Raw genomic sequence first — 25961 nt, 5'->3', positions numbered from 1 at the left:
GTTTGACGATGAATTCAGTATGACTGAACGAATATTTTCCAAATCTGTTTCCCGCTATCACTGCGCGAATCTTCATTTCAAAAGAGCAAGCGTCATTCTTCTGGCATACTTGTTCTTACTGGTGCAAGGTCTATCTCCCGCCGGAAATGTTCGGGCAGGGGAAGTGGAACTGAAAAACGGAACCATCATTCGTGGTGAGCTGGCGCCCATTCTAGGTCTGACTGATGCTTTGGCTGCGAAAATTCAAGGCAAAGGACCTGAAGACCCGGATCCCGCGGCTCCGATTCTGATGGTTGATAATGGCATAATTCGCTATTTTGTGCCGCGCAGGTCGGTCGTACGCTTAAACAATGACCAGGATCTTTCTTTACTGGAAACGTTTCAGCTAAATCAACAAACCAGTGGTCGCCAGCATATGTTGAAAGAAGTGGGATCATATATTGATGTCACTGATTTTGATGAATATGGGCGTCGTACCGTCACTCTCAAAACAAGCAAAGGGCAACTGCCTTTGTTACAGGGAGTCACGGAGATCACTCCTCATCATCTCAAAGTGATCGGTTTGAAGCATCAATGGGAGTTAGGGCTTAGAACAACTTCTATAAAACATGAAATTCTCAAAGCAATGCTCAATCGTACGATTGATCCACTCAATCCAAATGAACGAATCGCTGTTGCCCGGTTTTATATTCAGGCAGGATTATATCTTCAAGCAGCGGAAGCATTTGATGGCATCGAGAGAGACTTCCCTGAGTACAAAGAGAAAATCACGACGTTTGTGAAAGATTTGCGTACGTTGCATAGCCAACAGCTTCTGGATGAACTCAAGCAGCGTCGTAAAGCAGGCCAGCACCAATTGGCACAACTGGCGATTACAAAGTTTCCCACGAATAATGTCAGCCAATCGATTCTCAGACAAATTCGTGAAATAGAAGATGATTATCTGAGAGGCCATGATCAAATCGAAAAAGCCAAATTTCGATTGGGAGAGCTGGAAGCAGAAGTCAAAGATCCAACCACTAAAAATTTGTTGCAAGCCTATCGTCGGGAAGTGATCACTCAGCTCAATTTCGAATCAGTAGAGAGGCTCTCTGCTTTCCTGAATCTGGAGAGCGATGATTCTCTCTCTGCCCGGGAAAAATTAGCGATCGCTTATTCGGGATGGATTGTTGGCGCAGCGAATGTGGTCACTGATCTGGATACTGCTTTAAATTTTTGGACTGCCCGTGCACAGATTCTCGACTACTTGCGTAGCGAAGAAGAAAAGCAGCAAGAAGCAATCTTGGAGGTGCTCAATAAACTGGAAGGTATTTCGACTGCAATTGTGAAGCAAATGATTCCGCTTCTTCCCCCGGTATTAGAAGCTCCTGTCAGGGACAATGCTGAAGCCTTTTCGATTCAAGTAACGGATCCAAATGCTGAAGTTCCGGTTTCGTATTCAGTTTTGTTACCAATCGAATATAATCCTCATCATATTTACCCGATGATTGTTGCGTTGCGTCCGTCTCATCGGACAGCCAAATCAGAGTTGAGTTGGTGGGGAAGGTTTAAAAACGGTCCCGGCCAATCACAACGCCGGGGTTATATCGTGATTTCTCCCGAATATCTGCAGAAAGGCCAGCAGGATTACCACGACAATGTGACTGCGCATTACGCGGTGATTCAGTCAATTCGCGATGCCCGCAAACGTTTCAGTGTCGATTCTGACCGCATTTTTCTTGCAGGACATGGCACTGGTGCAGATGCTGCCTTTGATATTGGTATGTCTCATCCCAGTCTGTTTGCAGGTGTGATTCCGATCGCAGGCAAAACCAGTGCATTCAATTTGCATTATTGGAAAAACGCAAAGCATTTACCGTGGTATATTGTGGGCGGGGAACTTGATCGTGATACACTCGCACACAATTCTCTCGTGGTGAACCGCATGATGCGATACGGTTATGATGTCATCTATGCCGAGTATAAAGGGCGCGGCTACGAGAATTATTATGAAGAAATTCATAACCTGTTTAACTGGATGGATCTGCAACAGCGATTTAAATATCCGAAAGAGATCGAAAAAAAAATTCTGCGTCCAATCGATAACCGGTTTTACTGGGTACGCACCGAGAAATTTCCTCCACAAATCATGCGACCCAAAATTGTAAACGGGAATAAACGCATTCAGGCCAGACCGGTTCCTTTGAATGTCAGCATCAAAGTAGGCAATGTGATTTATGTTCGGTCCGGAGGAAAAATTACCACGTTATGGCTTTCTCCCGAGCTTGTGGATTATGATGAACGCCTTGAAGTTCGTATTGGTGGGAAGCGAAAGTTTAACGATTTCCTCCGCCCTGATATGGATGCGATGTTAGACGATTTTCAAAATCGAGGTGACCGGCAAAAGCTGTTTGACGTTCGGCTCGATTTCTTTTAATCAGAATCATCAGAATGTTGGCTTGCAGCAATCGATTAATCAGTTCTTTCAATTACCAACAAAAGACATGATGCGGGCAGCATGTCCTTTACTAGATGATTTCTCACTCAGCCTGATCTTCGCCCGATGCTTACCCGGCTTTAACTGGCTGTCAAATACAACAGAGCGTGGGTAATGTAGGCCTTTACTATAATGGTGGTAAAGATCAAAAGGTTGAAAGGGACTATCATCAATACTCACTTCCAGTATCCCTGCATCGGGTCCGGCAACAACATAAACGCCCAGTGCTGTCCCTTCAAAAGAGAGTTCTATTTCCGCTCCTGGCTCAGTAGCTGTTAACATCGGAATACTTGTGAACCGACTGCGTTTACTTCCAGGGATAGAATCCCATTTGGGAACTTCAATGGTCCACCCCGATTGTGGCTTCGCATTCTTAATATCAATCAAACGACCATCTCGAAAACTGAATTGATCAAGTGGTGCTTTGGGGGAAGTGTGTTTGGCACGTTGTCCCTTTTCCTGCCAGGCTTGAGTGAGTAACTTTTCAATCATCGTAGCACAGATTGCATTTCCAAATGGTGCGGGATGAGTCCCTCCAAACTGTTTCCAGGTTAGTTGATTGTCATCAATGAGTCGGGCAACTTCACTCGCTAAATCGATGGTCGCAATGTGATAGTGTTTGGCAACACGCTCGTGGCTGGAACTGGAGAGTGGCTTTTTTTTCTGCTGAATCGTTTTCAGCATGGATGGATTGACGAAGTGTACCATTACAATATCAGCATACGGATTGTGGCGGCGAATCTGAGCGATCACGCCTTCCATACCACGTACGGCGGTTGTTGCTGTATGACCTGCGTCCTGATCGTCATTCACAGCGAATTCCACAAAAAACAGATCAACGGGACCTTCACTCAAAACATCACGCTTAGTGCGGAAAGCACCTGTGTTCGAACAGGTTGATGAGATACCTGCGTTCGTAAACTGAAATTTTGTTTCTGGAAACGTTTTTTCCAGGAATTGGCAAACCATCGGGCGGTAACCATTCATTTCTGTAATGGAACCGCCTAGAAAAGCGACGTGGCCTGTTTTATCCATTTCAAATTTCTGTTTACTATTCTGATAACTACCTCGCAGGTGAATGTGCTGCGCAGAGACGTCAGGAAGATTCTTCGGTTTTTCTGCATAGAGATTCGTTTTGAAGGAAAACACGATGGTCAGAGTGAAACAGGAAATCAGGATGGTCCTGAAAATATTGGTCTTCATGCTGCTTACTAACTCGATCAAAAGAAGTAAAAATGGAATTTCCAACTGAATTCGAAAGTTTTTATACTCTCCAGCATGCAGAATCTGAAGGGCAAGGTCAAGAGTTCTCCCGTTCAACAATTGATTTACGGTCACCTGATCCGATACGATAGAAGGTGAACCGAAGTTAATTGTTATACTTCACATAGATAACCCTCAGCGTTGGCAGGAGTATTCATGAAACCGTTTTCTTTTCTCTTGATTTGTTTTTCTTCAATCATGTTGGGATCAACATTCATAGCAGAGACGCAAGCGGGTGAGAAACCCCATGTGGTTTTTGTGACCGGCGATGATGAATATCGGTCAGAAGAATCGATGCCCATGTTAGCAAAAATATTGAAGCGAGATTATGGCTTCGATGTCACGATATGTTACTCACTTGATCAAGATGGCAATATTGCGCCGGGAAATCAAAAATCGATCAGTGGACTGGAAGCGCTTAAAGATGCTGATTTAATGGTTTTGTATACGCGATTTCGTGATCTACCCCCTGAGCAGTTTCAACATTTTTTGAGCTATGTGAAATCTGGAAAACCTATCGTCGGCTTTCGTACGGCAACGCATGCGTTTCTGTTCCGGGATCCCAAGAGTCCATATAAAGATTGGAATAATAAAAAAATTGCTGACCTGGTTGGACAAAGATGGATTACTCATCATGGTCACTTCGGTGATGGACACGAACATCTTACCAAAGTGACAATAGATGATGAGACAAAAGATCATCCCATCTTGCGAGGTGTGAAACCGTATAAAGCCTATTCATGGCTCTATCACGTTCACGGCGGTAGTGATGGTCACAAATTGGCCGGCGATAGCCAACCGCTTTTGACGGGCCACTCGCTAAAATCGAATCATCAGAAGAAAGGAAATACTAAAAAATTCCCGATGAGTAACCCCGTGGCGTGGACGAAGACCTATGAAGGGAAAGATGGAACCAAAGGACGAGTATTCTTTACAACCACAGCACATCCTTTCGATTTTAAGGATCCAAACGTACGAAAGCTATCGCTCAATGGAATTTTGTGGGCGCTGGGAATGGAAGACAAAATTCCTCAGCAAGGTGCGAATACAGAAGTTGTAGGGAAATATGATCCGAATAATTCCGGTACCGGTCCTAAAAAGTATAAAACAGGTCAAAAGCCGGAAAAGATTTAGTCAGAAAAAACGATCGAAAATAATCTTTGGAGCACGTGTCTAGACAGTGCTCCTTTTTTGTTCCTGCATCAATAGTTTTTCCAGAAGGAAGGGACCAGTAATACCAGAATCGCGAAGAGTTCGAGTCTGCCCAGTAACATGAGAACTGTCAAAAGGGATTTTCCCGCCAGTGTAAAGTCGGCATAATTTTCCGTGGGTCCCAATTCTCCTACTCCCGGGCCAATATTATTTAATGTCGCGACAACCGCGCTAGTGCAATCGATCAATTTCTCAGGTTTATTCATTTGCCATTCTGTATTAGGTTCGATTGCAGTTAGCAGCAGGGAACTGAATATAAAAATGGCTAATACCAGACTGAAATAAACAGTAACATCGTGTCGAATTCCTTGTTCTATGTTGGTTGTCCCAATGCGCACTGGGCGAATGACATTCGGTCGGAATGATTTTTCAATTTCGAGCCAAATGATTTTGGCAAACAGCACAAAACGAATGACTTTAATACCTCCTGCTGTCGAACCGGCACTTCCGCCGACAAACATCAGCAATAACAATAACATTTTAGAAGACTCATTCCAGGTGTCGTAGTTTCCAGTTCCATAACCGGTTGTAGTCATGATGGAAACCGCTTGAAAGCCGGCGTAACGAATGGCGTCAGGCAGATTACTATAAATCTGATTTTTCATTAAGTTGTAAGTCAGGAAGAGGGTTGCGGCTCCTAAAATGATCAGATAAGTGCGAAACTCGATATCATTTCGAAGCGGAGCGATAAAGTGTTTCCAGGATTTGTCCTGTGAGCGAATATTTTTCATAGAAAGAAAATAAAGTGAAAAGTTCGTGCCAGCAGCAATCATAAATAGCGCGATCGTAAATTCAATAAGCGGGCTCTTGAAATAGCCGATGCTGGCGTTGTGTGTGCTAAAGCCGCCAGTAGCCATGGAACCGAAACTGTGACAAAATGCGTCAAAGACGCTCATCCCTTCCAGCCACAAAATCAATGCCAGGATAAGAGTAAAAGCCACATAGATTGTCCACATGACGATGGCTGATTCGCGCACGCGTGGTCGGACAGCTTCACTTGTGGGGCCGGGAACTTCGCGTCGCATGAGAGCTTTTCCACCAGCCCCCAGATGACTTAGAATTGCAACGAACAAGACAATGATTCCCATGCCTCCCAGGCAGTGTGTGAAGCTCCGCCAAAACAGCACCGAACGGGGAACCAAGGCCGGGTCTTCCAATTCTCTCAACACGGAAGCCCCCGTTGTCGTGAATCCAGAAATAGATTCGAATAGTGCATCTGGGATGGTCATCGGTAGATCAGCATCCACCATTGTTCCTGAAAACAGGAAAGGCAGGCAACCAAGAACTCCGGCATATATCCAACTCAAACCGACAACGGCTAGCGCTTCTTTTCGCAAGATCGTGCCGTGTTCTTTGCGTCCCAGAGCATAAAGGATTGCCCCTGATACCAGGCTACAGCCAATGGCGTCACAAATCCCCCAGAAGCCCGCTGATTCAAATTCAATAGTTTCGCCAAAAACAGGAAATGCCCAGGGGAGACTGAATACCATAGAAACGCCTACAAGCATCCCCACGAGGCCTAATAAACGACAAAGGAGCAACCAATTCATTATATTTCAACTTATTGATTCGGTACTGATTTAACGACTGGAATCTTCCAGATCATTTGAGTTAAATATGAGTATATATAATTATGCGAGAGATTATAGCACGTCTGCTGTTTTGTAACGATACTACTCATTCCGTTTTAGGAATTTCAATAATGCCCGCTTTTTTTAGATTTCGAATCGTTTCTCATTTCTGTTTTATGGTCTTGCTACTTTCATGGACATTTTCGTTATTTGCAGAAGAGTTAGAGCAGTTGACCTACAACAATCCACAGCTTGAAGTGGATTTAGGAGTCGGCCTGTGGGCCTGGCCTCTTCCCATGGACTATGATGGTGATGGCGACATGGATCTTTTGGTTTCCTGTCCGGATAAACCGTCTAATGGAACTTACTTTTTCGAAAATCGATCAGATAAAGCAGAAAAACTGCCTGTGTTCGAACCCGGTGTGCGGTTGGGGAAAGGGTATCATAATACTTGTCTTTCTTATGTAGACGGAAAACCTCGAGTCCTGGTTTCAGGGCGTGAAGCCGTCGATTTTAAAAAGAAGGGTTTCGATAAGCTGACCGCATTACCCGTCGATAGAAACGTTCATGGAAGTAAAGTTCGGGGCAACCAATGGTTCTACGTTGATTATGATGGAGACAAAGACCACGATCTTATTGTAGGAGTAGGGGACTGGAGTGACTATGGATGGGATGATGCCTATAACGAACTAGGCCAATGGACTAATGGCCCGCTCCGTGGCTTTGTATATGTATTGAAAAATTCGGGTAGTGATAAAAAACCGAAGTATGAGAAACCAGCAAAAATCAAAATTGGAGATCGTCCCCTCGAAGTATTCGGTTGGCCCTCTCCTAATTTTGCTGACTTCGATCGTGATGGGGATCTCGATTTGATCTGTGGCGAGTTTCTTGATCAGTTGACCTATTTCGAGAACACAGGAACACGATCAGAACCCCGCTATGTGGCTGGTCGCCGTTTAACCAGCAATGGTCAGCCGCTACAGATGGATCTTCAGATGATTGTCCCTTCTGCCATTGACTGGGACAAAGATGGAGACACGGATCTGGTGATTGGTGATGAAGATGGACGTGTTGCTTTTATGGAGAATACGGGAGAACTGCTGGGAGGGCTCCCTCAATTTCTGCCTCCACGCTATTTCCGACAAAAAGCGGCTGGTGTTAAGTTTGGTGCACTGGCAACACCTTATGCTTTTGACTGGGACGGAGACGGAGATGAAGACCTGATTTGTGGTAACACCGCCGGTTACATTGGGCTCATTGAGAATTTGGATGGCAATACCAGTTCTCCCAAGCTTTCTGAACCGAGTTATTTACAGGCCGGAGGACGACCGATTCGTATTCAGGCAGGGTCCAATGGTTCGATTCAAGGTCCCTGCGAAGCGAAATGGGGATACACTACTCAAACGGTTGCGGACTGGAATCAAGATGGCCTACCTGATTTATTGGTTAATTCAATTTGGGGGGAAATTCTCTGGTATCAAAACATTGGTACTCGAAAAGAACCAAAGTTGGCCTCAGCACAAACTGTGAATGTGGCATGGGAAGGAGCCACTCCTAAACCAGCATGGAACTGGTGGAACCCGCGTGGCAAGCAATTGGTGACACAGTGGAGAACGACGCCTGTCGCAATTGACTATGACCAAGACGGATTAACCGACTTAGTGATGCTGGATCATGAAGGATATATTGCGTTTTTTAAACGTATTCGTGATGGGGGAAAATTAAAACTATTGCCGGGCCAACGAATATTCGTCGATGAGTCTCTTAAACCAATTCAATTAAATTCGAAACGAGCAGGTGGTAGTGGACGTTATAAACTGCATGTCGTCGACTGGGACGGCGATGGTCGGCTGGATTTGCTCGTGAATAGTATGAATGCTGATTTTTATCGCAACAAGAAAACTGTTGATGGCAAGGTTGTCTTAAAAAACCATGGGCCTCTCAGCACACGAAAACTGGCCGGTCATACCAGTAGTCCCTGCACTGTTGATTGGGATCGAGATGGTGTCCGTGATTTGATTGTCGGAGCTGAAGACGGTTATTTGTATTGGATGAGGAATCCAAACTCGAAGAAAAAGTGAACTAAGTTATTTTATCCTATGATCGTAATTCGCTTGGTAAAAATATGCTGATACAGAATCGAATGGCATTCAAAGAGTGGGGGGGTGTTTGTGCCGCATTAGGGCAAGGCATTCAGTCCGTCATTGTTAGAAAAGGGGGAATTCATGAAGGGCGACAGGGGTTCCAGGTAGCTCATCGGGAATTCTGGCTTTTTCCAACGCGCTTTCATCAAGGATCGGAATTATTGCAGCCGGCGTATTGTGATTTACTCAAAGCACCTATTGCTATTGAACCTGCCTCAGGAAAAATTATGTTGGCATTGTATGCTGTTGTAGAAAAAGTTCTGGAGCTCAAAGCAGCCTCAACACTTCACCAGTTGGATTCCCTTCAAGTCTTGAATCAAGAGACAATCCTCAACCGATTTGAATATAAAACTCCCGGGTTATTTGTTTTACTAATTCGAGCATACCAACTACCGCAACCATTTCAACTGGAAAACGAAATTCAATATGACGGCTGCCGAACCTGGGTTGAGTTGACACAAGAATTTCCTACCAGCAATCTGACACCTGTGCTCACAGACGAGCAGTTTCAGCAACAGTTATTGACACTTGAGGCGATTGTGGAGTGATTCAATTAACTGAATAGAAACGAAAACAGCCCGATTCATTTTGAATCGAGCTGTTTTGGTAGTTACTCTACTTAAGCTTTGAAGATTTTTTCCCGACCTTGTTTTACATCCTTTGTTGCGTTACGCGTATCAAGAACCATGTTCGAGTGTTCGACGATAAAGTTGTAATCATACGCACTATGGTCGGTGGCGATCAGCACACAATCCTGTTGTGCTAAATATTCTTTCGTCAATTCCTGACTCTCCATAGCAGGCACATTGTGATGCCGCATCTTGGGGAGCTTCGGTATATGTGGGTCATTATATGTGAAGTCCACACCCCGTTCGAGTAGTAAATCCATCAAATGAAAAGAAGGGCTTTCACGTGGATCGTCTACATCTTTCTTATAGGCGACACCCAACATACAGATTTTACTTCCCTTGAGTGGTTTCGCTTGCTGGTTGAGAAATTCTGCCAGCCGATCAATGACGTAACGTGGCATTCTTGTATTGACTTCACCTGCCAATTCGATGAAGCGTGTGGTAAGACCTTCTTTGCGGGCTAGCCAGCTCAGATAGAAGGGGTCAATCGGGATACAGTGACCACCTAGACCAGGACCAGGGTAAAAGGCTTGAAATCCGAAGGGTTTGGTTTTCGCTGCGTCAATCACTTCCCAAACATCAATCCCCATGCGGTCGAACAATGTTTTGAGTTCATTGACCATGGCGATATTCACGGCCCGGTAAGTATTCTCCAGAATTTTACAAGCTTCAGCGACTTCTGGTGAAGTAACAGAAATCACATTTACAACTGCATGTTCATATAAGGCGACTGCGATTCGCAGGCTATTTTCATCCATACCACCCACAACTTTAGGAATCCCCGCAGCTGAAAAATCCGGGTTGCCGGGATCTTCTCGCTCTGGACTATAGGCAAGATAATAATCTTCTCCGACGGTCAATGATTTTGAATTTAGAATCGGGAGCATCACATCTCGGGTGGTGGTGGGGTAAGTTGTACTTTCCAGTACGACTAGTTGACCGGGGCGTAACGTCTCAGCAATCGCTTCTGTTGTCTTCTCGACATACGTCAAATCGGGGTCGCGGCTGGAAGTAAGAGGAGTGGGTACGCAGATCAGGAGCGCGTCCGCTTCTTTCATCCTCGATAAATCAGTAGTGGCTTCAAACTGCTTTTTCTCTAACCAGCTGGTTACTGTCTTTGATGGAATATGTTGAATGTAACTTTGACCGGCTTGTAATTGATCGACCTTCTTCTGATCAACGTCAAAACCCATCGTTTTAAAACCGGTATTCACAAAAGCATCGATTAGAGGAAGCCCAACGTATCCCAAACCAATGATACCGATGATTGCCGTCTTATCTTTGATTGCCTGCTCAAGATGATTTGTCATCGAAATGCCATCCTTGTATAAGTCTTAAATGCAGATAAATAGTTCTGCTAAACTGGCCGGATCATATCAGTCGAAGTTATTTCCTGCAAGCATTTTAGCGTTCAGCCTGGAACCAGCAGTTTTCGAATGGGAGAGACCGATGATTTACCATATACGACTGTTGAAATCTTACAACGAGCATGTATGAGATACGCAGACTTTATTAATCAAAGTGGGCTTAGATCAAGTTTAAATGAGGCCTGTATGACGCAAGAGCGGTTCGGGACTGGGCTCGCGTCCACGAAATTCTTTGAAGAGTTCCATAGGATGGCGGCTGCCTCCCTGGGCCAGAATCGTATCTCGAAAGCGTCTGCCTGTTTCGGCTACAGTCCGTTCATCATCGAGTCCTGCTTCTTCAAAGGCACTAAAGGCGTCGGCGCTGAGAACTTCAGCCCATTTGTAACTGAAGTAACCGGCAGAATACCCTCCAGCAAAGATGTGTTGGAAGGAGCACAGAAATCGATCTTCTGGAAGCATTGGTAACACGGATGTGGTTTGACTGACTTCACGCTGCACATCAAAAATCGATTGAGGGCCATCAGGATCAAATTCACTGTGGAGCTTTAAGTCGACAACACCAAATTGAATTTGACGCAGCATTTGTGTTCCTGCTTGGTAATTCCGTGCAGCTACGATTTTTTCAAATAGATCATCCGGTAATGTTTTGCCGGTTTGATAGTGTTTGGCCATACCCAGTAAAGTCGGCTTGTGATAGCACCAGTTTTCCATGAATTGACTGGCCAGTTCGACCGCATCCCATTCCACACCATTGATGCCGGCAGCGTCTGCTTCGTTGATTGTGGTTAACATATGTTGTAATCCATGGCCAAACTCATGGAACAATGTCTCAACTTCGCGGAACGTCATCAATGAAGGACTGGTTCCAACGGGAGGCGTCGAGTTGCAGACGAGATGTGCGACCGGAATTTGTACATTTCCTGATACGATTTTGCGGCCCAGACAATCGTCCATCCAGGCACCTCCCCTTTTATCCTCAGGCCGGGCGTAGGGATCGAGATAGAAACCAGCAACGGTTTTTCCCTCTTCATTGGCAATGCTAAAATAGCGGACATCTTCATTCCAGACAGGAACCCCTTCCTTCACAGGTGAGACTGTGATTCCAAAAATTCGATTGACCAGTTGGAACAGTCCATCCAGTACCTTTTCCAGAGAAAAATAAGGCCGTAATTCTTCATCTGTGTAGTTAAATCGTTTTTCACGCAGTCGCTCGGACCAGAAGGCGAAATCCCATTGTATGATGGGCTCGATCTCTCCCTGTTCGGCTGCAAAGGTTTGCAAGTCTTTCAAGTCCTGTTGACCCGCTTCATATGAGGCCGTTCTGAGTCGCTCTTCCATTTCTAAGACCGCTTCGATACAGGGAGCCATTTTTTCTGCCAAACTGACTTCCGCAAAATTTGCATACCCCAAGAGCTTAGCTTTTTCTTGACGCAGTTTCAGGATCTGAGGGATCAATGGAGTATTATCCAGTTCGCCTTCTGAAGCACGAGTGATATACGCTCGGTAAACGTTTTCGCGTAAAGCTCGATTCCGACAATGTTGCATGAAAGGTCCGAAGCAGGGAAAATCCAGACTGATTCTCCAGGGACCCGCTTCCGGTGTTGCTTCTGTTTCCGCCTCTTTTTGATCCCAGCTATTGTAGGATTGCGCTGTTAGTTGTTTGAGACTGTCTGGGAAACCTTCAGTATCCTTAGCATCAGTAATGATCAGGGAAAACGCTTTTGTGGCGTCCAAAACGTTATTAGAAAATTGAGTTGCCAGGCGTGATAATTCCGTTGCAATTTCGTTAAAACGTTCGAGTTGGTCTCCTGCGAGGCCAATACCCGCTAATTCAGCCGACAGAAGGCTTTTGTCAATGATCCTCTGCTGGGCATTGTTGAGTTCATTCCAAGTGCTGCTGGTTCTCAGCGATTTCATTGCTTCATAAATTGGTTTACTCTGTTTCACACTTAATGAGAAGGCAACGATATCGGGAAGCACACTTTCGTAAGCTTCACGTAATTCAGGAGTATTTTTGACTCCCAGTAAATGCCCTACGGGTCCCCATGAACGTTCCCATGGATGGTTTAATTCTTCCAGAGGTTGCATCAAGCCTTCCCAGCTTGGTTCTGCTTGTGCTTCAATCTTTTTTAGATCGGCTTTTGATTGTTCTAGAAGAGATTGGATCGCTGGTTGAATATGAAATGGTTCAATACGGTCAAAGCGGGGAAAGCCCTCTGAAACGAGAAGGGGGTTATCTTCTAAATTAGGTTGCTGGTTCATTCGAAAAACTATCCTTCCTGAGGAAATCTCACTGATTGACCGAGATTAGCGTTTTACTCAATAGTCAGTGTGCTTTTGTGATCAGAGGGCAATTATAAAAAAGTTGAGGACTTGATTAAAAGGCATTCTATATATTCGACGAATCGATACAATGCTTACTAGAAGTTTACTTGTCAATAGACTGTACTCCATCAAGTGGATCAGGCAAAATGAGACAACTTATTACTGTCTGCGCAGGATTGGTTCTAGTGGTGGCTACTCCAACCGTCATTTGCGCACAAGAACCTGACAATTCATCTGTGCAGAAAAAAATAGAGGAGATCCAAAAGAAAGTGCTTCCTATTAATACCATGGGTGGTCGTCAGTTTTGGGGTGATGTACAGTTTTTTCAAGGCTGGAAGATTCAACAAAATGTGCTCACCAAACATTATCGTCTTTTGAACTCTTCAGATCAGCGTTATGAAAGCGGAACGCTGGAGGAATGTCAAAAGCGGTTGGAAGAAATTAAACAGGCCCAACAGCTAAAACCGATGCAGGGAAAAGCGGTGATTCTAATCCATGGTATCATTCGTTCTTCGAAATCGTTTGAAAAAATGAAGCGCGCCTGCCAAAAAACAGGCAGACTGGTGGTTCCCTTCGATTATCCGAGTACACAATGCACTATACCAGAGAATGCAAAATATTTAGAAAAGGTAATCAACTCGCTAAAAGGCATCGAAGAAATTGAACTGGTTGTGCATAGTATGGGAGGGCTGGTGGTTCGATCCTGGATTGCTCAACAGACGACCGTTGATCCTCGTATCAAGAGGATGGTAATGCTCGGAGTTCCCAACCGAGGGGCTAACATGGCGGACCGATTTCGTTCTAATCTGTTGTTTAAAGTGATCTTTGGTCCTGCGGGGCAACAGTTAGTGACTGAAGCTAATAGCGATTTTATCACCGCGCTACCAACGCCTCCCTTTCCTTTCGGAATCGTAGCCGGTGGTCGGAATACATTGAAAGGCTATAACCCACTAATTCCTGGTGACAATGATGGTACAGTTGGAGTCAGCAGTACAAGACTGCCAGGAGCTGTAGATTTTATTTTAGTACCCGTTTTGCATTCCTTTATGATGAATGATCCTTCGATTATTGAGCATACGTTGTTTTTTCTGAAAACAGAAACATTTCGTGAGTCAGGTAAAGCACAACCAATCCCTATCACAGAAAACAAAACAGTACCTTGATGTCTTTGGAAATCGATTGAGTGAATCCAAACAAGCTGGGATGAAATTTTCCCATCGAAAGAATTGAATGGGCTAAGAGCATGAACCGAGACGAACGACATCTAAAACTGCTTTCGAAAATACAGATTATTTATGGGATTGCTAACCTCTTCGTATCGTATTATTACTATGAAGCACTTTTCATTCTGGTTCATGAGTATCGAAAAATGCTCGAACAATCGAGGCCTGAGCTGGAAGTCGCTTTATTACTGGGCTTCGGTTTTGTGCTTCTTTTAATTGGAATTGCAATTTTATTTTGCATTATTCTGACTGGACAGTCTCTAGCTCAGCATCAGAATTATACGTTTTGTCTTATTGTGGCTGCCGCTGAATGTCTCATTTTTCCCATAGGAACAATTATTGGTATTTCAACTATTTGGGTATTGAGACGTGATTCTGTGAAAACATTGTTTGCAACCCCTGAAGGTGAGAGTGGTATTGGTTAGTCATTTCTCCAACCAGATTCTTCATCTGAATTTTACTAACGAAGTTCGTACTGTTTATGTCCGAAGTACAAGGCACACCCACTTCCAAATCTACCCTGCCCTGGATCTGGAAACTGATAAAGTGGGGATTACTGGCGCTCATCTTTTATTATGTGGGGAATCAAGGGTATCAGCTCTATCAAGAGCAGGGTGAGGCTCTAACAAAAATTCAGATCAAGCCTACATGGTTGATTTTATCTGGTATCTGTTATTTCATTGCCTGGCTACCTTCGGTTTGGTTCTGGCAACAATTGATGATTGCCTCAGGTGAGAGTCCTGGTTTTGGGCCGACTGCACGTGCTTACTATTGTGGTCATCTCGGAAAGTATATCCCTGGTAAAGTTTCTACATTGCTGATTCGGGCCACTTTATTAAAAGATTTTAGTGTGCGGGTGTCTGTATCCGCTCTGACAGCCGCCTATGAGACCTTGGCGGTGATGGGGGTCGGAATTGTGTTTTTTCTGGCACTGGTTCCTTATGTCATAAATGCAGATCAATCGACTGAATGGCCTGCCTGGATTCAGTCCATTCAATCTCGGCCCTTATTGGTGCCTATCCTATTTTGTTTCGCACTGTTTGTTTCTTTGCCCTTGTTGTCTCGGCTGTTAAAATGGATTTCCCAAAAGATGTCAAACTCAGAGTCAGGTGTCTCAACTGGAGAACAACAGGCTACAGTTTCGCTACGATTACTGTATATGGGAGTTTTCGCTTTTGTGATCAGTTGGAGTTTGCATGGTTTGAGTTTAGGATTGGTTATTGCTTCTTTGGGGGATGATGGCCTAGTTCTAAAGCAGTGGCCTCTCTGGACTGCCGCAATATCTGCAGCGCTTGCGTTGGGTTTTGCGGTCTTATTTGCACCTGCAGGGCTGGGAGTTCGAGAAGGCCTACTCATCGCGATCCTGGCTGGCAGTCCAGAAATTGGGCCTGTTAATGCCTTTGTTGTTGCCTTATTAATGCGAATCGTTTCTTTTATTAGTGAATTATTATCAGCCTTTGTTTTATACTATGGGTTCAGGAGTCATGCTAAAAATAATAGCACATCAGTACGATTAGATTCTTCTCCTGAGAATACCTGATAACGCCATTGTTACCACATGTAGTGAGAAAGGGGTCTGTTATGCTCTCTATCATGATTCCGACTTTGAATGAATCGGAAAGTTTGCCACAACTGTATCAGGAAATCTGTGATACGAGCCGAGAACATGATATTGATCTTGAAATTATTTTTATTGACGATGGTTCCACTGACACCTCTTGGGAAATTATTTCTAAATTCGCCGCGAATGATGGTCGAGTTTCTGGAATTCGGTTCCGCAGAAATTTTGCCAAGGCAGCTGCGTTGACTGCGGGCATGCGAGCAGCACGAGGGTCTGTAATCATGATGATGGATGCCGACCTGCAAGATAACCCTAAAGAGATTCCCCGTTTTCTGGAGAAATTGAATGAGGGGTATGATGTAGTTAATGGTTGGAAGGAAAGACGCCTCGATCCCTGGCATAAAGTATACCCCAGTAAAGTATTTAACTGGATGGTTGGCAAGCTGACCGGATTATGGCTGCATGATCATAACTGTGGCTTTAAATTATTCCGTAAAGAGGTTGCTGCCGAGCTTCGCATTTATGGGGAATTACATCGGTTCATTCCGGTACTCGCAGATGCACGGGGTTTTAAAGTTGCAGAAATTTCAGTTCACCATCGAGAGCGACAACATGGTCATTCTAAATATGGTGTTCGTCGTTTTTTGCGAGGATTTCTAGATTTGTTAACAGTTCGCTTCTTGACTGGTTACGGACAACGGCCGCAGCATATGTTGGGAGCGGTAGGCCTGATTTGTTTAGTATTAGGTGGCTTGGGATTAGGATATTTAGGGTTTCTTTGGATCCTGACCAACCTGTTTGGATTGGGGTTAGGATCTATCGGAAATCGACCTCTACTGGCTTATTCTGTTGCAGCCACCATTCTAGGGGGCCAGGCGATCAGTCTCGGTCTGTTAGCGGAATTAATCGTGGCTTACACCGGTCGCCATCAGGATTCCTATAGCATCGCTGAGCGAACAGAAAGTACTACGCAGAACGAGCAAGAGATCATCGCCTGACAGATCCTGTTTACATTCCTGTCTTATCAGAACCAATCAAACCTTATCTCTACACTTTTTCCCCCGAAGTCTATTGCTTTGATTGAGAGCGAAATGTGAAATGAAAATTTCTTTTCTCGGAGCCGCCGGTGAAGTGACGGGCAGCCAGCATTTAATCGAAACAGATTCACGGCGAATTTTGTTGGATTGTGGCTTGTTTCAGGGGCATCGCGAAGAATCCTATCTCAAGAACAGTCAGTTTGCTTATCCACCGGAATCTCTGGATGCGGTCTTTCTATCGCATGGTCACATGGATCATTGTGGGAATATACCCCAGCTTTACAACAAAGGTTTTCGCGGACCAGTTTTTTGTACTTCGTCAACAGCGGACATCGCTGAAATCATGCTCAAGGATAGTGCCCGAATTCAGGAAGAAGACGCTCGCTATCTGGCAAGAAAATTGACAGAGAAACATCCGCCGATTGAACCACTCTATTCGGAAGACGATGTCAATGAGGTAGCCAAGCTATTTGAACGCTTGGATTATCATGAGTGGCATGAACTGGGTGACGATCTGAAAGTTCGTTTTTTGGATGCAGGGCATATTCTAGGTTCAGCGATCATCGAAATGAAAATCAAAGATCAACGGGAATGGCGGCACATCGTATTTACGGGAGACCTGGGCCGACGGGATTTACCATTACTCAGAGACCCGGAACCAATTGAAGGTTGTGAGGTATTAATTTCTGAAAGCACATATGGTAATCGGGTACATGAAAAAGCGTCTGACATGAAAGAAGAGCTTTTCCAGATTTTGGATGAAGCCTACCGCGTTGAAGGGCGTGTGATTATACCCGCCTTTAGTTTAGGTCGAACTCAGCAAATTATTTATTATTTGAATGATTTGTATAACGAAAAGCGTCTACCATACATTCCGATCTTTGTTGATAGCCCGCTTTCAACTCGATTGGTTTCCGTATTCCGGCATCATATTCATGATATGGACGATGAAGTCAAAAATGTTATCGAATCTGATAAAGATCCCTTCGGATTTTCATTACTCAATTATGTTTCCTCACGAGAAGAAAGTATCGCCCTCAACAAAAGAAAAGGAGCTTTTGTGGTCATCGCCGGGAGCGGAATGTGCGAGAATGGCCGTGTGCGACATCATCTTAAAAATGGAATCGAACAATTGGAAACGACGATCGTACTCATGGGCTATCAGGCTGCTTACACTTTAGGACGGCGGTTGATAAATCGCGATCCCAAAGTGAAAATATTTGACCGGTACTACGAGGTAAAGGCCAAAGTTGTTCAACTGAGCGGGTTATCAGGACATGCCGATGTCGAAGACTTTATGTGGTGGTATGAAGAGTCGGCAAAGCAGGGAAACATTGGTCAGGTTTTTCTGGTACATGGTGAACCAGAATCTTCGAAGGCATTATCAGCATTAATTCGTGATCAGTGTGATCTGGAGCCGGTAATCCCACACTATCAACAGTCTTTTGAAATTTAAGTTTGCAATGACAAGAGTAATCAAACATCCCGACAAAAGTCTACCTGCCTTGGGACTTAGACAGCCGTGGGCAGAGCTGATTCTACGTGGTATTAAAAAGATTGAGCTACGTTCCAGTCAGACTCATATCCGTGGTCCGATTTATATTTATGCTTCGAAAACAATCGCAAAAACACCTCACGCGAAAGCTGCCGCTGAACAAGCAGGAATTAATGTCGATAAACTTCCTACCGGAGTTTTGATCGGGACCGTCGAAATCATCGACTCGTTTCCTGTCAGTGCAAAACATAGTGCTGCATCAGGTATACCAGCGACACTTTTGAAGGGGAAATATGGTTGGGAACTGGCAAATCCTCGGCGTATGAAAACTTTATTAGTTCCCGATTATTTACCTTATGGTGTCTGGTTTTACCCTTTTTTGCGGAAACACACTGATACTCGGAAGTAGTAGAGATCGTTTTAGATAAGCGGATTCAGCCTCTGGTTGCACTCATCATTTCACTGGCATAATTGCCTATTGACGAAATCACTTCCGCACGGGTTTGATTGGAATCAGAAAAGGCTGCAAACTGTTTCACAATTGCAGAGCCAATAATGAATCCATCGGCCTTACCACGTAACGTATCAACATGTTCTGGTTTGCTAATTCCAAAACCAACAGCCAGGGGGAGATCTGTCAATTGACGAAGTGATTCCAGGTGTGTAGTTAACTCCGCAGGCAATTCATCGCGTACTCCCGTCGTTCCTGCGACTGAGATACAATAAATGAAACCACTGGCAGTTTGAACGATACGTTTTGTACGATCTTCTGGAGTTAATGGTGAAACAAGTTGTACCAGATCTAAGTTCGCCAATTGTGTTTTTTGTGAAAACTCTAATGCTTCATCGCCAGGCAAATCGGGGACAATCAGCCCAGAGAATCCAGCGGCACTTGCTTCGTTCAAAAATTTCTCAGCACCATAGCGAAAGATGATTGCGTAGGAGACCATGCCAACCAGAGGTGGTAGTGTTGTGGTTTGATCTGAGGATAGCGACTTTAATACGTCAAATAGTTCATGTACCTGGAAATGATTGTTCAAGGCGCGTGTATAGGACTCCTGAATCACGGGGCCGTCGGCGATAGGATCACTATAAGGAAAACCAATCTCAATGAGATCGACGCCGCAGTTTGCCAATTCTTTTAAAACGGCAACTGTAGTATCAAGATCGGGATCACCGGCAGTAATAAATGGCATAAATGCCATCCGGCCTTCTGAGCTCACCTGCGCAAATTTTTCAGAAATACGTCTAGTCACGGTTCGTTTTGGTACTTTTTTATCTGAAGAGAGGAGACGATTAAGCGAACAGTCTTTTTAGTCTAACTAAATTTCTTGTCCTAGCAAGCGGGCCACTTCATTCACATCTTTATCTCCGCGGCCGGATAAACAGACGACAATCGTTTCATCGGGATGAGCTTCCCGCGCCACTTTCATCGCGTGGGCAATCGCATGGGAAGATTCAATGGCGGGAATGATTCCTTCCTGTTTCGCCATCGTTTGAAATCCTTCAAGTGCTTCGTTGTCAGTGATCGCAGTATAGTTTACTCGGCCAGAGTCTTTCCAGTAGCTATGTTCGGGACCGACTCCCGGATAATCGAGACCAGCAGAAATCGAGTGTACGTCCTGTGTTTGTCCGTCACTATCTTGTAGAACGTATCCAAAGCTACCATGCAGCACTCCCTTGGCACCATAGCTCAATGTGCTGGCGTGTTCTCCTGGTTCAGGTCCACGCCCGCCTGCTTCGACTCCGATTAATTTTACGGACTCATCGTCGATAAACGGATAAAACATACCAGCGGAATTCGAACCACCACCAACACAGGCAATGACCTGATCTGGAAGTTTCCCAGTTTGTTCCAGGCACTGAGCGCGGGTTTCTTTTCCAATGACAGATTGAAAGTCACGTACCATCATTGGAAAAGGATGTGGACCAATGACCGAGCCGATGATATAGTGAGTCGATTCCACGCTTGACATCCAATCGCGCATGGCATCGTTGACGGCATCACGCAATGTTTTGGAACCACTGGTGACAGCTCGTACTTCCGCACCCATCATCTTCATATTGAAGACATTGAGCTTTTGGCGACGTATGTCTTCTTCACCCATATATACAATACATTCAAGTCCAAACCGTGCACATGCAACGGCACTCGCGACTCCGTGTTGGCCTGCTCCTGTTTCGGCAATGACCCGCTTTTTGCCCATTCGCATTGTGAGTAACGCCTGGCCGATCGTATTGTTAATTTTGTGTGCGCCCGTGTGGTTCAGGTCCTCACGCTTAAAGTATATTTTGCCACCTCCACAATGTTTTGTGAGGCGTTCCGCGAAATAAAGAGGGTTGGGCCGGCCAACATAATGCTTTAACAGATCATTCAATTCGGACTGGAAAGACTCATCTTGTTTTGCTTTTTCATATTCCTGAGTCAGTTCTTCCAGAGCATGCATCAAAGTTTCAGGAACAAATCGTCGTCCAAACTCTCCAAAACGTCCTGAAGCGTCTGGGACATCAGATAAAATCGTGGTCATAATTCACTCAAATATAGAAAACGTAATTCAAAAAGATTCGCTTTGACCATTATTGAATTCCCAATGCCACTGGTCAATGCCCGGCAATTGGACGCTTGAAAATCAGGTAAGGTTCGGTTTGGGGTTCTGTAGTTTGATAGAAATAAATCGTTGCTATATGTACTTTAGTATCTTGGCTTTGAGTTGTTTTAGGCACAAAAAACGAGATGTCTAGCTAGAATTATATAGGATTTCACTAAAAACTTGATAAAATGCGTGATGCGAATAGTGAAACGAATTGTTTCACTAAAGAGACTTAGAGGGGAGCCTATAATGAATACGACAGACAAAAAATTGGCAGAAGCCATCAATTGTGAATCCATTCACATTGATGAACTTGAGCGGTATTGCCTCTTGGAAAGCAAACCACGAGGGTATCAGAATCTGGATGATAGTGACATTATTATTCCCAACTTTGGTTCTGCACTCCGCTCTGCTCGTCGTGAATTGAATGATTTTGAGTCTCCCGTAAGCTGATTCTACGTTCGAAAGACAGGAATTTATGGAGCAACGGGAAAGATCTGAGCTGTGATGAAGTAGCGCTCGCCTTCTCTTTCTACAATTAACTCAGGTGCCCAGTCCAAGAGTTCTTTTCTGTCTAGTTTGCTGAGCGAATCGAGTTTCCGATAGCTGAAACGATTCGGCAAAGCTTGTTGTAAGACACCTTCCTTCACAAGCTGATCAAATCTTGCAGGAGTGACATAATCGGTGAAACCATAGGAACGTCGGTAGCGAAGCACCTCTGCCCAGTTAACGTAAATATAAGCGATATGCTCTGCTTTTAACTTTTCTTTGATTTCGTTGGCTGATTTCATTGAGAGTAATTTATCTGGAACATCCGGTTCTGGTTTTGCCGTCCATTGCTTGAAAACTTCGTGGTCAAATACCGTGTTATAGATCACGGGAAACTCGGCATTAAACAGTTCTGCATCGCCGACAGAGAGTACCACTTGATTTGGGCCAAGCTGCATCTGGTTCAGTTGCATGATTTCAGGCCCGGTTAAATTTGCAGTAAACTTCCGTGCATAATTTAAGTCGTCTAAGTAGGCGTTATTTCCACCAAGTCCACTTGTTGCGACACAGAGGTTAAACAGACTTGCAGCTAAAATCGCGATGAAAGCTCCTGTTTTCCAAGATCTTTTTGAACTCCAGGTCGCTCCGATACCTGCTAGAACAGAAACCACGGGAATCATGGGAACCCAGAAGCGGTCAATGCGATGTGTGAATACCCACCAGGAAAGGAACAGGAATCCAACATAAATCCATAACCAATAAATCAACCGGCGATGTTGTTGCTTCAAAAATGCAAGTGGTGACAGACTAAAAAGTAGTGGGCTCAGCCAATCACTTTTCATGGTGACATCAATCAAGTTTTTTCCTAAATCAACTGGATTATGTGATTTGGGGCTATGGCCACCTTTCCATTTCGTGTTGAGATGATCGTTCAAGTCAACACCACCAAATACAGAATAGAGCAACGGGTATACTGGATTGCCTGTCTCCCATAAATTTTTTAATAGCCAGGGGCCGATAGTGAGTAGTGTGCCCAGAGAAAAAATTCCGGCGAGCTTGAGCGTGACAGACATTCGTTGTTGTTTATCATGTTTCAATAAAGCCCAGCTAAAACCTAATAGTGCTAAGCCAATGGGAATGACAACTGATAGCACTCCCGGATATTTACATGCCATGGCAGAACCAGACAATAAGCCAGTCAGACAAGTATAACCGTACAAGTGGCGAAGATTCTTGTTTGGTGCAACTTCTTGATTTGAATCGAGTGTGTGGGGACGATCAGCTCTGGAATTACTCAAAGATTTTAATATTTGTATGGTCAGCATAAGAGCCAATAAACTGGACATCAAATAAAAGGAGAGTGCTCCTTCGGTTAAAGCAATTATGGAAATACGATAGGTCCAAGGAGTGGTAAGATAAATCGTAGCCGCAAGCCATCCTGTCTCTGAACCAAACCAGCGGCGGGCAGCAGCAAAAATCCCAAGTGCCGTGAACAGGGAAAAGCTCATCAGAACCAGCTTGCCCGCTTGTGCACCAAAGTACCAGTCTGCTTTGAGCGACATTGCCAGCAGTGTGAGCATCTCAGTCAAAAAGGGAAAACTGGTATAAACATTATGCGGCAGGAAGCCAATATAGCCTTGCTGATAAAATTCCTTGGGACCACCAAAATGATATTCCAGCACATCAAAATCAGTGGAAGGTAACATAGAACCTAAAAACATGCTGAGCACAAAAGGGAAAATCAATAGACAGCAGGCCCCACGAAATATCGTCTCTTGAGAGACTGTATCTGGTGGGGACTGTTTTAAAGATGGTGTAGGACTAATGTTCCTTTTAGATTCGGTATATGCAGAGATTCCCCCCAGTAATGCACTCAAGCCAAGTACCAGATAACAGAGTATCTGGGAAAGAATTCCTAGTAAGCCTCCTCCTAAAGTGAGCAACGAAACACTGGAAATACCAACGCCATATGCGAATACGGTTCGTTCTATTGTGAAGGGAGCGGATGGAATTCGAATCAGCCTTGTTACTATTTGTCCTAAACCCCATGCGCCTGTGAGGATGACAAGTGCAATACCTATTAGGGGAAATCGTTGTGGAAAATAACTCCAGCCTGCAGGGTGTGGATTTTCCTCAGGCAGCGGATCAATCAGATCCAGAAGAAGGTAAGGGAGATTTGTCACAATATCCCAGCGACTTATGGAAGGATTATTGGGTAGTGTAAAGCTGATGAAGGCAATAAAAAACAGTAGTAACCAGATCAGGGCACCACGCACGAAGATCGGGTTATCTTCAGGTATAGATATTGTATGCTGCGGACGAGGCGGGTCATTCATAAGGAATGGTCTAATAATATGTGAAGAGATGGGCTATATTTACAATGAGGCATTTTAAGTCCGTCGTTTCCAATCAAACCCCAGATCTAGTGCGATAGCAGAATGAGTAATCGCCCCAATACTAATTCGTTCAACTCCTGTATCGGCAATACTGCGGATACTTTCCAATGTGATCCCTCCCGAGGCTTCAAGGAGTGTGCTCGGTGATTGTTGATTTCGCATCTGAATAGCCTGTCTAAGAAGTTCAGGAGACATGTTGTCCAGCAAAACGATTTCAGGAGTTGCCTGTAAGGCATCGGCTAATTGATCAAGTCTGTCGACTTCGACTTCAATATTTTTTCCGTCTGGAACTGATTCACGAGCGTGTCTGATTGCAGCTGCGATGGATGGTTCTGAATTACGACTGGCCCAGGCAGCCAGGTGATTATCTTTGATTAAGACACCATCGTAGAGCCCCATACGATGATTTGTGCCGCCACCGGCAGTCACAGCATATTTTTCGAGAACCCGCCAGCCAGGCAGCGTTTTGCGCGTATCCAGGATCGTAGCATTGGTTCCTTGAATTGCCTCAACGTATTTTGCGGTCAGTGAGGCGACACCACTCAAATGTGTCATGAAGTTGAGAATTGTTCGTTCACCAATCAGAATCGAAGCCAACGGTCCGGAATAAGTGGCGATGATCGAACCTGGTTGTAATGTATCACCATCAGACAGGTGATGCGAACAATGTACGGGAGAGTCCAACTCAGAAAAAACGAGTGAAGCGATCGGAGCGCCCGCCAGAATTCCCGTTTGTCTGGCGACAATTTGTATCTCTGCCTGATCAGATTCATTGATCAATGCCTGGCAAGTCAGATCACCGATTTGATTTAAATCTTCCTCTAAACTCAATTTGATCAGAGCTTTTGCTGCGGTTTCCTGGGGCTGGGTAAATTGAATGGTCACTCTGAATTCTTTTCGATTTCGCTGTGGTGAATTTTAACTGTCAATGAAATGGTCTGGTTAAGCCTCAAGCATATTGTTCAATTAAGACGAATACTATAAAACTTGATGCGTATAATTATACTCTCTGTCGTATTATAGCAGTCTGTTGAACTACATGAAATCGGGAGAAGACAATGATTGTTGGGGTACCACGTGAAATCAAGCAGGATGAGTATCGGGTTGCCTTAATTCCGGTCGGGGCAGAAGAGTTAACGAATGCCGGCCATACTGTTCTCATCGAACGTGGAGCTGGTTTAGGAAGTGGAATTCCTGATGAGCTCTACGCAGAGAATGGAGCAGAAATTGTAGCATCTGCGGAAGAGGTGTTTGCACGCTCTGATATGGTGATCAAGGTTAAAGAACCCCAGCCCGTTGAATGGGCATTGTTGAAGCCTGGGCAAATGTTATTTACCTATTTCCACTTTGCTGCAGATGAAGACTTAACACGCGGCGTTCTGGAAACGGGAGCAACAGCCATTGCCTACGAAACACTGGAAGGTCGTGGCGGGCAATTACCGTTATTAACTCCGATGAGTGAAGTTGCAGGCAGAATGAGTATTCAGGAAGGCGCCAAATATCTTGAACGGCCTCAATTGGGTCGCGGAATTTTATTGGGAGGCGTTCCAGGTGTATCACCTGCACATATTGTGATTCTCGGTGGTGGTGTGGTGGGAAAAAATGCAGCACAAATTGCAGCTGGCTTTCAAGCGGATGTTGTGATTCTGGATATCAATGTGGAACGTCTCAGGTATCTCGAAGATATCATGCCTGCCAATGTCAACACGTTATACAGTGATCAACATAATATCCGATCTGAATTAGCGTTGGCTGATTTGGTGATTGGCGCCGTTTTGATTCCCGGAGCGCGGGCTCCCTTGTTAGTACCCGAGTCTGCTCTGAAAATGATGAAACCAGGAGCCGTATTGATCGATGTCGCCGTTGACCAGGGGGGATGTGTCGAAACATCACGCCCCACGACGCACTCAGATCCCACGTTTGTGGTTGATGGTGTTGTACATTACTGCGTTGCCAATATGCCGGGAGCCGTGGGGCGTACCAGCACTTATGCATTGTGTAATGTGACATTGCCTTATGCTTTGAAGCTGGCGAATTTGGGATTAGAAGCAGCGTGTGCCCAGGATCACGGGTTATATACTGCCGTGAATATTCATCGAGGCCAGGTTACTAATGGTCCAGTCGCAGAAACGTTCGGTTTTGAATTTAGCGAGTTTCTTGCTTCATAAAAAAGAGGTGAGAA

The 25961-nt window shown here is 44.7% G+C and carries 20 protein-coding genes; 12 read left to right on the top strand and 8 right to left on the bottom strand.

The features are described 5' to 3' along the window. Nucleotides 1-19 precede the first annotated feature (19 nt). Entirely contained in the window at nt 20-2416 is a 2397-nt protein-coding gene (locus V202x_RS08725; RefSeq protein ID WP_145173117.1) for a hypothetical protein, read from the top strand. A 48-nt stretch (nt 2417-2464) separates the two neighbouring features. On the opposite strand, the gene V202x_RS08720 is transcribed toward V202x_RS08725, so the two are convergent. Next, the gene (locus tag V202x_RS08720; RefSeq protein ID WP_145173115.1) at nt 2465-3679 is read right to left on the bottom strand and encodes an SGNH/GDSL hydrolase family protein; all 1215 of its coding nucleotides are present in this window, start codon (nt 3677-3679) and stop codon (nt 2465-2467) included. 216 nt (nt 3680-3895) lie between these two features. Between V202x_RS08720 and V202x_RS08715 the strand changes: the two genes are divergently transcribed. Next, nucleotides 3896-4873 (top strand): ThuA domain-containing protein, encoded by a 978-nt coding sequence (locus V202x_RS08715; protein ID WP_145173112.1) that lies wholly within the window; start codon nt 3896-3898, stop codon nt 4871-4873. Nucleotides 4874-4941: 68 nt separating this feature from the next. Here the strand turns inward: V202x_RS08715 and V202x_RS08710 are convergent, their stop codons facing one another. Next, the gene (locus tag V202x_RS08710; protein ID WP_145173109.1) at nt 4942-6501 is read right to left on the bottom strand and encodes a TrkH family potassium uptake protein; all 1560 of its coding nucleotides are present in this window, start codon (nt 6499-6501) and stop codon (nt 4942-4944) included. 152 nt (nt 6502-6653) lie between these two features. Here V202x_RS08710 and V202x_RS08705 point away from each other — a divergent pair, with 152 nt between their 5' ends. Then, nucleotides 6654-8603: an FG-GAP repeat domain-containing protein gene (locus tag V202x_RS08705; protein ID WP_232098915.1), complete on the top strand. Its 1950-nt coding sequence runs from the start codon at nt 6654-6656 to the stop codon at nt 8601-8603. A gap of 44 nt (nt 8604-8647) precedes the next feature. Then, the gene (locus V202x_RS08700; protein ID WP_145173106.1) at nt 8648-9214 is read left to right on the top strand and encodes a DUF1802 family protein; all 567 of its coding nucleotides are present in this window, start codon (nt 8648-8650) and stop codon (nt 9212-9214) included. Nucleotides 9215-9285: 71 nt separating this feature from the next. Here V202x_RS08700 and V202x_RS08695 read toward each other — a convergent pair whose 3' ends face one another. Both V202x_RS08695 and V202x_RS08690 read right to left on the bottom strand, forming a co-directional pair. Then, nucleotides 9286-10605: a nucleotide sugar dehydrogenase gene (locus V202x_RS08695; protein ID WP_145173103.1), complete on the bottom strand. Its 1320-nt coding sequence runs from the start codon at nt 10603-10605 to the stop codon at nt 9286-9288. Nucleotides 10606-10833: 228 nt separating this feature from the next. Then, complete coding sequence (locus tag V202x_RS08690) at nt 10834-12924, bottom strand: M3 family metallopeptidase (RefSeq protein WP_145173101.1); 2091 nt, start codon at nt 12922-12924, stop codon at nt 10834-10836. Between the two features lie 209 nt (nt 12925-13133). Here V202x_RS08690 and V202x_RS08685 point away from each other — a divergent pair, with 209 nt between their 5' ends. The 6 genes from V202x_RS08685 (at nt 13134) to V202x_RS08660 (ending at nt 18712) form a co-directional block, all read left to right on the top strand. Next, entirely contained in the window at nt 13134-14150 is a 1017-nt protein-coding gene (locus V202x_RS08685; protein ID WP_145173097.1) for an alpha/beta fold hydrolase, read from the top strand. 80 nt (nt 14151-14230) lie between these two features. Then, complete coding sequence (locus V202x_RS08680; protein ID WP_145173094.1) at nt 14231-14635, top strand: hypothetical protein; 405 nt, start codon at nt 14231-14233, stop codon at nt 14633-14635. Between the two features lie 56 nt (nt 14636-14691). Continuing rightward, nucleotides 14692-15750 (top strand): YbhN family protein, encoded by a 1059-nt coding sequence (locus V202x_RS08675; RefSeq protein ID WP_145173089.1) that lies wholly within the window; start codon nt 14692-14694, stop codon nt 15748-15750. Between the two features lie 41 nt (nt 15751-15791). Further along, nucleotides 15792-16769, top strand: a complete 978-nt coding sequence (locus V202x_RS08670; protein ID WP_145173084.1) for a glycosyltransferase family 2 protein — start codon at nt 15792-15794, stop codon at nt 16767-16769. Nucleotides 16770-16869: 100 nt separating this feature from the next. After that, nucleotides 16870-18264 carry an MBL fold metallo-hydrolase RNA specificity domain-containing protein gene (locus tag V202x_RS08665; RefSeq protein ID WP_145173081.1) on the top strand — a complete coding sequence of 465 codons (1395 nt, stop codon included), beginning with the start codon at nt 16870-16872 and terminating at the stop codon, nt 18262-18264. Between the two features lie 7 nt (nt 18265-18271). Continuing rightward, nucleotides 18272-18712 (top strand): ASCH domain-containing protein, encoded by a 441-nt coding sequence (locus tag V202x_RS08660; RefSeq protein WP_145173078.1) that lies wholly within the window; start codon nt 18272-18274, stop codon nt 18710-18712. Nucleotides 18713-18737: 25 nt separating this feature from the next. Here V202x_RS08660 and trpA read toward each other — a convergent pair whose 3' ends face one another. Together trpA and trpB are read right to left on the bottom strand one after the other, a co-directional pair. Further along, a complete protein-coding gene (gene trpA / locus V202x_RS08655; RefSeq protein WP_261343761.1) occupies nt 18738-19526 on the bottom strand; it encodes a tryptophan synthase subunit alpha in 789 nt (262 codons plus the stop codon). A gap of 99 nt (nt 19527-19625) precedes the next feature. Next, nucleotides 19626-20831 carry a tryptophan synthase subunit beta gene (gene trpB / locus V202x_RS08650; RefSeq protein WP_145173072.1) on the bottom strand — a complete coding sequence of 402 codons (1206 nt, stop codon included), beginning with the start codon at nt 20829-20831 and terminating at the stop codon, nt 19626-19628. Nucleotides 20832-21143: 312 nt separating this feature from the next. Here trpB and V202x_RS08645 point away from each other — a divergent pair, with 312 nt between their 5' ends. After that, nucleotides 21144-21347 carry a hypothetical protein gene (locus V202x_RS08645; RefSeq protein ID WP_145173069.1) on the top strand — a complete coding sequence of 68 codons (204 nt, stop codon included), beginning with the start codon at nt 21144-21146 and terminating at the stop codon, nt 21345-21347. 23 nt (nt 21348-21370) lie between these two features. Here the strand turns inward: V202x_RS08645 and V202x_RS08640 are convergent, their stop codons facing one another. Beyond that, nucleotides 21371-23719: an ArnT family glycosyltransferase gene (locus V202x_RS08640; RefSeq protein ID WP_145173067.1), complete on the bottom strand. Its 2349-nt coding sequence runs from the start codon at nt 23717-23719 to the stop codon at nt 21371-21373. A gap of 54 nt (nt 23720-23773) precedes the next feature. Beyond that, on the bottom strand, nt 23774-24664 hold the full coding sequence (gene nadC, locus V202x_RS08635) for a carboxylating nicotinate-nucleotide diphosphorylase (RefSeq protein ID WP_145173064.1): 891 nt from the start codon (nt 24662-24664) through the stop codon (nt 23774-23776). 173 nt (nt 24665-24837) lie between these two features. Between nadC and ald the strand changes: the two genes are divergently transcribed. Then, the gene (gene ald / locus V202x_RS08630) at nt 24838-25947 is read left to right on the top strand and encodes an alanine dehydrogenase (RefSeq protein ID WP_145173061.1); all 1110 of its coding nucleotides are present in this window, start codon (nt 24838-24840) and stop codon (nt 25945-25947) included. Nucleotides 25948-25961: the final 14 nt, after the last annotated feature.

This window comes from Gimesia aquarii (genome assembly GCF_007748175.1).
GTDB classification, from domain to species: Bacteria; Planctomycetota; Planctomycetia; order Planctomycetales; family Planctomycetaceae; genus Gimesia; species Gimesia aquarii_A.
Note: the sequence above shows the minus strand (reverse complement) of the source record. Positions and strands in the feature narration are given on the sequence as shown.